Source organism: Rhizobium sp. SL86 (genome assembly GCF_026672545.1).
In the GTDB taxonomy this organism is placed as follows: Bacteria; Pseudomonadota; Alphaproteobacteria; order Rhizobiales; family Rhizobiaceae; genus Neorhizobium.
This window is the reverse complement of record NZ_JAPPRJ010000007.1, coordinates 134,109-145,915: the sequence shown is the minus strand read 5'-3', so window position 1 is coordinate 145,915 and position 11,807 is coordinate 134,109. Positions and strand designations below refer to the sequence as shown.

Genomic DNA, 11,807 nt, shown 5'->3' with positions numbered 1-11,807 from the left:
AGGGCGGGCGGAAAAGGTTTGGGGCACGCGCAGCTTCTGAGGCGACAGGCGCAATAGCTTCATTCATGATCATACCCTCACCACGGCGCAATACGGCCGGTGAATAGCTCCTCCACGGGAGCGGTGAAAATTTCCGACGATCAACCCACAAGGCTCTTGAGAGCGGGCAGATCGTCTCGCGGGGCTGGAATGGATTCGGAGAACATGCCTGCGAGAGACATGTGAGCCGAACGAAACGGCACCGGCAAAGCGCCGGAGCATTCAGTTTCGTCGGCCGATCATCGGGAGGCTCGGACGCCCTTCGATGGCTAACGGGTATAGCCTGCGAGAGGATCGCAGTTTTGTCAAGTGGCTTGATGCGCAATCAAGAATGCGATAGTTCTGCATCAGGGAGAAAACAGCCGGACCCGCAAAAGAACGGGCATTGATGTTGGCGCAGCCTGCTACGCGAACGTTTTCAGCCATGTCATGAGCGGATTCCATAACTTTACGCGCGCTGGTGCAGACCTCCAGGAGTTCTGCAGGCGTTTAGGCGGGGTCTTATGCCCAAGCGCGCATCTGAGGCGGGGCGAGGTCAATTGCGCCTGTTGTGGACCTGTGTTGTCTCCTCGATTAAAGAGTGCAACGAGCCGCAAGATCGCGGAATGATAGTCAAGGAACAATGACCGTGGTGCAATCAAGCGGTACCAAAGACACTGCCCATCTCATCGAGGACGTGGCGGGTGACAAGGACTCGACGATTATCAAGCTCAAGGGGCGCCCGCCTGCCGACGGAATGCCGGCCGAGTTCCGCGTCGGGTCAAAGCTGCGACACGCCCGCCTGTTGCAGGGCCATACACTCAAGGAACTCGCCGATATCATAGGCTGCTCTGAAAGCATGCTTTCAAAGCTGGAAAACGAAAAGCTGATGCCGTCGATTTCATTTCTGCACCGTCTTGCAAGCGCGCTCGGTACCAGTATTGCGGAGCTCTTTGCCGAATTCGAAGCGGATGAAGGCCCTGCCCATCATTTCCCGTCAGAACGACGGGCACGGATCGAGGACCGTGGCGCCGGTCGCCAGGGCGCCTGGTTTGAACGCATCCTTCCCGTGGTCAGAAGCGGACTTCTGCAGGCCTTGATCCTCAACATTCCAGCTGGCGTGAGGAGCGACAATGATGTCGAGCATATTGGCGAGGAGGTTGGTTATCTCATCGAGGGCGAGCTAAACGTCACCGTCGATGGCCGATGCTATTCGCTCAAGCAGGGCGATTTGCTGTTCTTCTCGTCATCCTTGCCGCACGGCTATCACAATGTAAGCGATAAGGTGGCCCGTATCTTGTGGGTCAATACGCCGCCCAGCCTTTGATGTGCAGGCCATAAAAGACTTGTCGCGGCACTTCTAGTGGAATGAATTTGACATTTGATACCCACCTGCGGCGAGCTCGAGGATCAAATGTCAAATTCGAAAATTCCACTAGAAACAAATAGTTGCTAGTGGTCTTGATGATTTTGACATTTGCTCGCGAGGGTGCTGCGGACGGTAGCAAATGTCAAAATCAGACCACTAGTGGATTGATTCCAACGTTTGGTGCCCACGCCTGACTGCAGCAATTATGTCGTTCGGGTTTGCTTTCCAGATGAACGGCTTTGGTTCTCGATTGTGCTCCTTGACGAAGCGATTGATGGCCGCCTGCAGGTCAACGACGGAGTGGAAGACGCCGTGCTTCAGCCGTCGGCGTGTCAGTTTCGCGAAGAAGCCTTCAACTGCGTTGAGCCAAGAGCAGGATGTCGGAACGAAGTGGAAGGTCCATCTTGGATGCCTTGCCAACCAGGCCCGAACCCTCGGCTGCTTGTGGGTCGCGTAATTATCAAGAATGACGTGGACGGCTTTGTCTTTCGGCAGTTCCGCCTCAGTGGCGTTGAGGAAGCGAATAAACTCCTGATGCCGATGGCGTTGCATGTTTTTGCCGATCACCGATCCGTCGAGAACATTGAGGGCGGCAAACAGGGTAGTGGTGCCGTGGCGCTGATAGTCGTGGGTCATGGTGCCGGCGCGCCCCTTCTTGAGCGGCAGGCCCGGTTGGGTCCGGTCGAGCGCCTGGATCTGGCTTTTCTCATCAACCGACAAGACAATGGCGTGGGCCGGCGGGGAGACATAGAGGCCGACGACATCGTGAAGCTTCTCGGCAAACGCCTTGTCATTCGACAGTTTGAAGCTGCGCCAGCGGTGCGGCGCAAGGCCATGTTCATGCCAGATCTTCACGACCGAAGAGGCGGCAATCCCGGCAGCCTTCGCCATCGCACGAACGGTCCAGTGCGTGGCTTCCTCTCGAGGCGGCTCAAGCGTCAGTGCCACGACCCGCTCAACGAGTTCGCCATCAAGCGGCGCAATGCCGGGCGGTCTGCTCTTGTCGCGCAGGAGGCCATCGACACCCTCGGACATGAAACGCTCCTGCCAGCGCCAGACGCAGGGTTTGGATTTTCCTGTCGCCTCCATGATCGCGACCGTTCCCAGACCCTCGCCGCTCATCAAGATGATCTTCGCCCGCCACACATGCTTTTGCGGAGAGGTCGGGGCGGCTATGATGGCTTGAAGCCGAACTCGGTCGGCGACCGTGACGTCAAATGTGATCCCTGTGCGCATTCCCGAATGTCGCACATTCTACAACCCTTGGGAATCGCAAAACGGAATCTTTTGTTTCGATCAATCCACTAGGAAGGGGCAGACGGTTGATCTGCCCATTTTTTTGTCCATCGGCAGCGCCGCCAATGGTCAGTCCGGCTACTTCTTCTCCAATGCAAAAAGAATATTGCTGCTATGCAATTAGAGCATACGTGATTTTTACTCAAGTCGCTTGACAAGATGTTCTCATCGCTTTTAACTCGCTTCATACAAGGGCAGAGACCAGCTCGGAAGGCCATCATGCTTCTTGTCCAACGAGACGATTGTGTCTGCGACACGCAGACGTCGATTGATACGACCGCATCCGCTTATCGGATTATGGTGTATGGCAGCAGGACAGGTCGGAGAATTCGGCCTTTCCGTCATGACTGGGCCGACACGCCTTTGATTTTGGCCCGATTTATTGAATAGGCACCTCCTTCAGCGCGCGAAGGACGTCTGTTTCCCACCTCGTATTTCAAAACTCGCATCCGCTGAAGCGGCTGCAAGAGAACCTGTGCCCGCTTTAGCAGCGCCGCACTGAACGGTAATCCCTGTGGGCAGCAGCTGTTGTCCGCATACGGAAAAAGGAAACTTTCATGCGAATCCTGAGGAAATTGAGTGTTGCTGGCGCGAGAACACTGATTGTCGCCAGCGCATTGGCGCTTGCCCCTGCGTCGATCCAGGCGCAGACCCTTCGTATTGCGATGACAACATCGGACGTACCTGCCACTGGTGGCATTCCAGACAATGGCAGCGAGGGTGGCCGCTTTGCCGGCTACACCATCTACGATGCCCTGGTGAACTGGGACTTCACCAAGGTTGATGCGCCAGCAGACCTCACTCCGGGACTGGCGACCGAATGGAATGTCGATCCTGCCAACAACAAGCGCTGGATCTTCACATTGCGCGATGGCGTCCGGTTCCATGACGGCACGACAATGACGGCCGACGACATCATCTGGAATTTCGACCGTCACCTTAACAAGCAAGCTAAGCATTACGATCAGGCCCAGGCCGCCAGCTACGGCACTTACACAGGCATGATTGCCTCCTACGAGAAGATCGACGACAAACATATCGCACTGATTACCAAAATACCGTTCAGCATGCTGCCGTACCAAATTTCCCGTGTCTTCATCGTCAGTCCGCGGCAGTATGAAAAGGCCGGAAATTGGGTGGCGTTTCAGGCTGCCCCCGCCGGCACCGGGCCGTTCAAGTTGGTGAAGGTCACCAGGCAGACATCGATTGAACTGGTGCGCAACGAAGACTATTGGGACAAGGGGCGGATCCCCAAGGTCGAGAAGCTGACACTTCTTCCAATCCCGGACGCCAATACGCGTGTCGCCGCGCTGCGCTCTGGGCAGGTTGACTGGATCGAGTTCCCGATGCCCGATTCCATTCCCTCCCTGGAAGCGGCAGGCTTCAAGGTTGTGACCAAGCCCTATCTGCATGTCTGGTCCTGGCGGTTCAATTTGAAGGAGCCGGGTCCGTTACTGGATGTCCGCGTTCGCCGTGCCCTCAACTACGCGATAGACCGCGATGCAATGGTCTCCCTCCTCAATGGAACAGCCGTTCCTGCGGTTGGAATCTACCAGAAGGAAAACAAGTATTTCGGCAAGCCGACCGAAATATATCGCTATGATCCAGACAAGGCCAAGGCCTTGCTCGCCGAGGCAGGCTTTGGGCCGGACAATCAACCGAGTTTCAAGGTTCTCCTGCCGACCGCGGGCTCTGGAAATATGGTCCCACTTCCAATGGCAGAATTCGTCCAGCAGTCCCTCGCCGAAGTTGGAGTGAAGGTTGAATATGAAGTGGCAGACTGGGGAACGGTGTTGCAGGGCATGCGCATCATGCCCGGGACAGAAGGAACCCCGCATCGCGACGCGATCAATCACGGTCAGCCGTTTGGTGACCCAACGAACTTCTACACGAACGTGACCAGCATGGCCGGCACGTCAAACTGGAGCAACTACAAGAACGAAAAGGTCGACCAACTTATGAAGGAAGCCTTTGGGAGCTTTGACGTTGAGGAGCAGGACGCGAAGATCGCCGAGGCGCATGCGCTTGTTGTCGACGATGCGCCCCGGCTCTTCGTGGTTCACGATCTCAATCCGCGCGCACTTTCACCCAAGGTGAAGGGCTTCGTTCAGGCGCAGAGTTGGTACCAGGACTTCACGCAAGTGACGGTTGAGCCATAGGCCATTATCACGGCAGGCTGTGTCCAATTCTACCACTGCATATGGCATGCGGCGGGCCGTCCCACAGGACGGCTCGTCCGTGAGGTGCGTGTGTCTCCAACTAGGGTCTGTGGGGATTCATCGTGAGTTGATCACAGCCGCTGCCAGATAGATCATGGCCTCAAAGCTCTGGTCCGTTTTACAGGCTCTCATCGCAATGCGCTTGAACTCTTTGAGTTTGCAGAAGAAGTTTTCGATCAGGTGTCGCCATTTGTAAATCTCTGGGTCGATTTGGAGAGGCGCTGATCGACGCGGATGTTGTGAGATGACGATATTCGCGCCGCGCTCGTTGAGATCGGCTACAATGTTGTTGCTATCGAAAGCTTTGTCGGCGAGTAGCGCACCGAACTCGATGCCATCAATGAGCGGCGCGACGCCGACCGTGTCGAAGCGATGGCCCGGCAGCAATTCGAACCGGACCAGATTGCCTAAAGCATCGGTCAGGGCCAGGATTTTGGTTGTCATTCCGCCTTTTGAGCGACCAATGGCCTGGCGCTGAGTCCCCCTTTTGCGCCCTGACCGTGTCGGTGGACCTTGACGATGGTGGCATCCACCATGGCGTATTCCATGTCCGGTTCTTCAGAGAGGGCATCGAATATGCGTTTGAAAATGTCGGCTTCACGCCAGTCGCGAAACCGGCGGAATGCCGTGCTCCAGTTGCCAAACGCGGCGGGCAGGTCACGCCATGGGCTGCCCGTGCGCACAATCCAAAGCACGGCTTCAATGAAAAGCCGGTTGTTTCTTCCGCTGCGACCGGGATCCATAGGTTTTCCCAGACAATGCGGTTCTATCTTCGCCCATTGGGCGTCTGTCAGTACAAAACCATCCATCCAAAGCGTGAATCACATTCGCGCTGATTTGTGAATCCCCACAGACCCTAAAGCAGATATCTGAAATTCGGAGTTGCCAGTAATGCTTTCGCGCTTTCTGAAACACGACCTATGGGGAAACCGCGAATTTCGCGCTTTCGTTGCAGCCAATACCGTAGAGCGCTTTGCGGCCTCCGCACTGACCGTCATGCTGGCGTTTCACGTCTATGAAGTGCGCAAGGATCCGCTTGATATAGCGCTTCTCGGCATCGTTCAGGTGATCCCGGCTTTGACGCTATCTCTCTATGGAGGTGATGTGGCCGACCGCTACAGCCGCCGCGCGATTGTCTTGATCACCGTGGGTCTGCTGACATGCATCTGCGGCGGATTGGTCTTGGTGTCCCTATCGGGGTTCGGGTTGCTCGCGATGCTACTGTTGGCGGCTTTCCTCTCGGCGAGCGTGCGGGCCTATGAGACGCCTGCCGCGGTCGGCCTCGAAGCGCAGATCCTGCCGGTCGCCCAGGTGCTGCGCGGTGTGCCGATCATTTCCACCTCCGGGCGTGTTGCCGACATGGTAGGTCCTGTGGTGATGGGCTTCATCTGGTCAGTCTCCGGTGCCGCCGTCAGCTACGGCGTGCTCTGCGGACTTTTCGTCGCTACGTTGCTGATCTTCGCCACCGGCATTGGCGAAAAACCAGTGCCGCAGCGGCAGGCGGGCGGCCCCGGTCCGCTCACCCGCATTTATGAAGGCGTCAAATTCGTCTTTAGTAACCAGGTTCTGATCGGCTCAATGGCGCTTGATCTTTTCGCCGTCTTCTTTGGCGGCGCAGCGGCCCTATTGCCGGTGTTTGCAACAGATATTCTCAATGTCGGCCCATCGGGCTTCGGCCTGCTTCGGGCGGCCATTGCTGCCGGCGCGCTTGCAGCAGCGATCGTGTCAATCCGATATATGCCAAAGGCTTCCGCAGGGTTAACGCTACACCTGATCATCGGCGGCTTCGGTCTCAGCATGATTGCCTTCGGCCTCTCCACGAATTTCTATCTCTCGATGGCAGCCCTCTTCGTCGCCGGTGTCTGCGACGGGTTGAGCATGGTGATCCGCCACGCAATCCTGAGACTCGCCTCGCCCGAGCACATGCGCGGCCGCATTGCAGCGGTGCGCATGGTCTTCGTCAGTTCCTCCAACGAACTCGGTGCCGTACAGATGGGCTTGTCGGCGACGGCACTTGGTCCGGTCCGCGCCGTTGTTGCTGGCGGGTGCCTCACAATGCTGGTTGTTGCCATGGTCGCTTGGCGGGCGCCCATCCTGCGGCGACTCGACCTCGGCACCTACAATGCCAATGCACCTCTGCCACAAATCAAATAAAGCGTTCCATTGCGATAAGCCGCTAAATTTTCCACGTAGCGTCTCCTCTCCTCTCCGGCTTTGGTGCAGCTTCAGGCTGAGCGCGTGGATCAGGAGACGGCAAGGTTTCGGAGCCGCGCTTTTCTACGATTGGAAATGGTCGATCTGGAGTTCGGCATGACCCGATCGGCGGAGCGTTCGCACCAGGTGCGGAGCCGTGGTGTTTGCAGTATGGCTCTACTTCCGCTTTTCGCTGAGCTTGCGTCATCTCGAAGATTTTCTGGCTGAACCAGCCTTGTTGGCTTGCTGCACCGATCTCATTATACCAGATCTACCTAACTTCCTCCGACTTCGGTGGAGCCCACAAAGGCATCTCCCGGCGAATTCGGCAGCAGACCTGTTTGTGTCGTTGAAATTCCCACCCGCTTGCCCATCGTTCGTTTGGAAGTCCAATACCGGAGTGTGCAGACTGAATGCCCATGGTTGAGGGGATGGGCCGCCGGCGGCGGGGCCGCAGCACAGTCAACGGTTGCCAATTTGGCGGGCGAGCCAGAACCCGGTGACTGACATGATGCAAGCCGAGGCCATGCAGATCGGCCACAGCCCACCGGCGTCGACCAGCGGCGCGCCAATCGCTACGCCGAGCGACTGTGCCAGGAACAGGACGGTTGCAAACAGAGCCACGCCGGTTCCGCGTGCCGAGGGCAGGATTTGCGTGGCATGGACCTGAAGCGGATTGTGGATGAGGTAAAACCCGACCCCCATGGCCATAATTGCAAAGGGCATAATCCATACGACCGGGCTGAACCCGAGCGCCATCAGACCTAAGGCCAACAAGATCCCACCCGCCCGGATCAGCGCTACACGGTGAAAGCGACGCAACAGCGCGCCAACCATGGTGGAGTAAAGAAGGCCACCGAGAGCGAAACACGCAAGCATGCCGCCCACCCAGCCAAGGCCCAAGCCGAAGCGAAGATGCAAGCTGGCGCCGGTAAAGGTCAAGACGCCAAAAATAGCGACACCCTCAATAGCGACACCGGCCAGGATCGTCAGCGCATAGGGGTTGTTGCGAATGGAGCGCAAATTTTGCAGCAGGCCGGGCCCGCTCGACGCCGCCTCCTTGTGCGCTCTCTTCTGGACGTTGCGTGACTCAGCAAAGAGGGCGGCGGCCACGATGAGGAAGCCCATGGCGAATACCAGTGTGGTCATGCGCCAACCGACATTCTGGGCCAAGATGCCACCAATCACCTGCCCCAGAAGCGTCCCGGAAATGATGCCGCCCATATAGCGCGCCATCACTGCCTGGCGCTGCTCCATCGGGATCTGGTCGCCGATCCAGGCCATGGCGAGCGGCACGATGCCGGAGGCGACCATGCCTGCCAGCATACGTGCGGCTACCAGTTGGGAAAGGGAAGAGGCGAGGCTGGACAGCGCGGTTGCTGCGGCGCTCAGGATACACAATGTCAGGATTAGCTGGAACTTGCCGAAGCGGTCACCGATCAGGCCCGCCGCCAACTGGCAGGCACCGTAACCGAGCGCGTAGGCCGTGATGACATAGGACGCCTGGCCGACAGTGACGCCAAAATCGGCTGCGAGGCTCGGCAGCAGCGTATCCATCGATCGCAAACTCACGCTCGCTGCAAAACCCGAGGCTGAAAGCAAAAGCACAGCGCGGTTGTAGCCGCTGTTGACGGTTGCGTCACGCATCCAGATGCACCTTGCGCCGCTGCGCATTCATGCGGCGGCTGTCACGAAAATAGGCAGTCGAAATGCGACGTAAAGCGGCGGGAAAAAGGCGAATGATCATTTGATAGGCAATCCGTGAGCTTGCTATTTTTTTAAACATAACAGCTTGACAATGGTCTGACGAGTAAGATTTTATAAATTATATGAAAGCTCGAATTGAACGTTCTTTAGCTCTTGCGAACAGGGAACAACTGATATGCGCACACACGGAAATGCCTCGACCACCGTTAGTCTGCTGTCGCGTTACACACTCGCTATCGGCCTTCTCTGCCTGACATTGCCGTTTCAAGGGACGGCGTTTGCCGTTGACATGAAGACGGCCACAATCGTTTTGAGCACGACCGACCAGGACGTTTCCTACGAGCCATACGGGCCACTGGCCCAGCAGCTCGGCTACTTCAAGGATGAGGGTCTCAACGTTACCATTGAGACCGCTGGCACCAGCGGGCAGGTCATGCAGCTTCTGCTTTCCGGCAAGGCACAATTCGCGATGCTCGGACCTGACAGCATTTTGCTAGCGGCAGCCAAGGGCGGCGATCTGCCGATCAAGATGATCTATGTGCTGATCCGCAAGAGTATTTACACTGCGGCGGTGATGGACGGTTCCCCTATCCAGAATTTTGGCGATCTTGCTGGCAAGGTAGTCGGAATGCCGGCGCTGTCGACCACGCTCGAAGCCTTCACCACAATCCGCATGAACGACGACAAGGCGGCCGCTCCTGCCAAGAGCGTGGTCGAGACGGGCTACGGTGTGACCTCCATGGAAGCTCTGAAGACCGGCACCATCGATGCCTTCATTGCCTGGCCCGGCCTATTCGCCGCCTACCAGAATGCGGGCTACAACCTGCGACTGCTGCCTTATGGCCAATGGCAGAACGATTATTACGGCATTGGTCTGGTGGCGCGTAACGACTACATCGCCGCTAATCCCGACATCGTCCAGACGATTGCCCGCGGCGTTGCCAAGTCGGCTGTCTTCATCAAGACCAATCCCAAGAAGGTGGTCGAGACCTTCTGGAAAACATATCCCACGCGCGCGCCGCTTCCGGGAGATGCCGTCGATACGGCAATGAAAAAGGAACTCCGTATTCTCGGGGCTACGATCAGCCAGATGCGCATCGACGAATTCCCGATCGACTTTAAGTGGGGCTCACAGGACGCCGCCACCTGGCAGCGCCACTATGACCTCCTCAAGAAGACCGGCCAGATCAAGACTGATTTCGATCCGACCAAGTTTTTCACCAACGAGTTCAACGCTAAAGCCAACGAGTTTGAGCGCGCTCCGATTATTGAGGCGGCCGGGCGATGAACATGCAAATCTCGCAAACGGCCGGGAACGCAACGTCGACGAAGGCAAGCCCCATCCACGTTTCATCTTTGACCAAGGTGTTCAAGACGCGTACCGGCGACGAGGTGACCGCTCTGGCTGATACCTCGTTCAAGATCGCAGGCGGCGAGTTCGTCTCGATTGTTGGCCCGTCGGGTTGCGGCAAGTCGACCGTCATGCGCATCATTGCGGGTCTGATCGATGCCTCGAAGGGTGCCGTGCTGCTGGGCACAGACGTCGTCACGGCACCATCGCCGGAAATCGGCATCGCCTTCCAGAAGGCGGTGCTTCTCCCCTGGCTCAGCGTCGCCCGAAACATAGCGTTGCCGGCCGAGCTCGAAGGCCGCATGTCCAAGGCGGATATCAACGCCCGTGTCGAGCAGTTGCTTGAGATGGTTCGGCTGACGGGCGTTGGCCAGCGCTTTCCGGGCGAGCTTTCCGGCGGCATGCAGCAGCGGGTCTCCATCGCGCGCGCGCTGATGACAGAGCCATCCGTGCTCCTGATGGACGAGCCCTTTGGCGCGCTTGACGCGTTGACGCGCGAGCACATGCACGACGAACTCCTGGCGATCTGGGAGTATAGCCACCCGACGGTCGTGTTCATCACACACGATATCGGGGAGGCGGTCTATCTGTCGGACCGGGTGCTGGTCATGGCGTCCCGGCCTGGCCGAGTGGTCGCCGACATCAGGATCGATCTACCGCGTCCGCGGCAGCCCAATCTGCGCGGCGAACCGCATTTCGCTAGGCTCGGCGCGGAGATCCGCGCCCTCATACCGCATTGAACGGAGGCGGCCATGGCTATGACGGATGACAAGGTTCGGGGCGCAGGGATGATGGCTGTCACGCTGGCTGGTCTTCAGAGACCGCGCCTCGCAATGATCGCGCAGCAGATCACAATCAAGGTCCTCCAACTTCTCGGAGGCATTCTTGCCTGGGAAATGCTCGTGCAGGGCCTGGACGTGGATCCGCGCATCGTCCCGGGGCCGGCGGAGGTAATGCGGTCGCTATGGGGTCTGACAGTTTCGGGCATCCTGATTGGCGCGATCTGGGTGACCATACAGCAGACCGTGATCGGCTTCGTGGTGGGCGCCCTTCTGGGAATCGTGCTTGCCGTCGTTTTGTCCGAGGTTCCCGTGCTGAAGATGATCCTGCAGCCATACATCGTGGCGCTGCAGGCTGTACCAAAGGTTGCAGTCGCGCCGCTGTTCCTAATCTGGTTCGGCTTTGGCATGGAATCGAAGATCGCACTCGTCATAAGCATCCTTTTCTTTCCGGTTCTGGTGAACGCCATGGCCGGCCTAGACTCGACGTCGGAAGAGCAGATGGAGCTGATGAAGGCCTATCGAGCGACTCGCTGGCAGACTCTCCTGCGCGTCAAGGTCTATGTGGCGCTGCCCTTTGTTTTCGCCGCCTTCGAGGTCAGTCTGGTGCTTGCGCTCACGGCCGCAGTCGTCGCCGAATTGCTCGGGTCGGGCACGCTCGTCGGGCTCGGAACGCTGATCAAGATCTTTGATGCGCGGATGAACTCGGCCGGCATCTTCGCCGTGCTGATCGTTCTCTCGGTCCTCGGCGTGGCGCTGCACGCGATCGTCGTCGCCGCATCCCGCCACTTCCTCTCCTGGAGCCGACCGCTCTGAGAGCGTCACCTCGCAGCAAATTCCGCAACACGAAAGGCCTTGTCTATGTGTCAGTCCGA

General features: G+C 57.9%; 8 protein-coding genes and 1 pseudogene. 6 read left to right on the top strand and 3 right to left on the bottom strand.

Translation table 11 applies throughout. The features are described from left to right. Window positions 1-661: 661 nt before the first annotated feature. On the top strand, window positions 662-1,345 hold the full coding sequence (locus OU993_RS20555) for a helix-turn-helix domain-containing protein (RefSeq protein ID WP_268160598.1): 684 nt from the start codon (window positions 662-664) through the stop codon (window positions 1,343-1,345). 198 nt (window positions 1,346-1,543) lie between these two features. On the opposite strand, the gene OU993_RS20550 is transcribed toward OU993_RS20555, so the two are convergent. Then, a complete protein-coding gene (locus tag OU993_RS20550; RefSeq protein WP_268160596.1) occupies window positions 1,544-2,623 on the bottom strand; it encodes an IS630 family transposase in 1,080 nt (359 codons plus the stop codon). A 617-nt stretch (window positions 2,624-3,240) separates the two neighbouring features. Here OU993_RS20550 and OU993_RS20545 point away from each other — a divergent pair. After that, window positions 3,241-4,842, top strand: a complete 1,602-nt coding sequence (locus OU993_RS20545; RefSeq protein ID WP_268160594.1) for an ABC transporter substrate-binding protein — start codon at window positions 3,241-3,243, stop codon at window positions 4,840-4,842. Between the two features lie 117 nt (window positions 4,843-4,959). Here OU993_RS20545 and OU993_RS20540 read toward each other — a convergent pair. After that, window positions 4,960-5,645: pseudogene (locus tag OU993_RS20540) on the bottom strand (IS5 family transposase). Window positions 5,646-5,793: 148 nt separating this feature from the next. On the opposite strand from OU993_RS20540, the gene OU993_RS20535 reads away from it, so the two are divergent. After that, window positions 5,794-7,056: an MFS transporter gene (locus OU993_RS20535; RefSeq protein WP_268160592.1), complete on the top strand. Its 1,263-nt coding sequence runs from the start codon at window positions 5,794-5,796 to the stop codon at window positions 7,054-7,056. A 501-nt stretch (window positions 7,057-7,557) separates the two neighbouring features. On the opposite strand, the gene OU993_RS20530 is transcribed toward OU993_RS20535, so the two are convergent. Beyond that, complete coding sequence (locus OU993_RS20530) at window positions 7,558-8,742, bottom strand: MFS transporter (RefSeq protein WP_268160590.1); 1,185 nt, start codon at window positions 8,740-8,742, stop codon at window positions 7,558-7,560. Between the two features lie 235 nt (window positions 8,743-8,977). Here OU993_RS20530 and OU993_RS20525 point away from each other — a divergent pair, with 235 nt between their 5' ends. From OU993_RS20525 to OU993_RS20515, 3 genes are all read left to right on the top strand, one after another. Beyond that, a complete protein-coding gene (locus OU993_RS20525; RefSeq protein ID WP_268160588.1) occupies window positions 8,978-10,090 on the top strand; it encodes an ABC transporter substrate-binding protein in 1,113 nt (370 codons plus the stop codon). Next, window positions 10,087-10,893: an ABC transporter ATP-binding protein gene (locus OU993_RS20520; RefSeq protein ID WP_268160586.1), complete on the top strand. Its 807-nt coding sequence runs from the start codon at window positions 10,087-10,089 to the stop codon at window positions 10,891-10,893. The genes OU993_RS20525 and OU993_RS20520 overlap by 4 nt, the downstream gene beginning before the upstream one ends. 93 nt (window positions 10,894-10,986) lie before the next feature. Continuing rightward, window positions 10,987-11,748: an ABC transporter permease gene (locus tag OU993_RS20515; RefSeq protein ID WP_268160584.1), complete on the top strand. Its 762-nt coding sequence runs from the start codon at window positions 10,987-10,989 to the stop codon at window positions 11,746-11,748. Window positions 11,749-11,807: the final 59 nt, after the last annotated feature.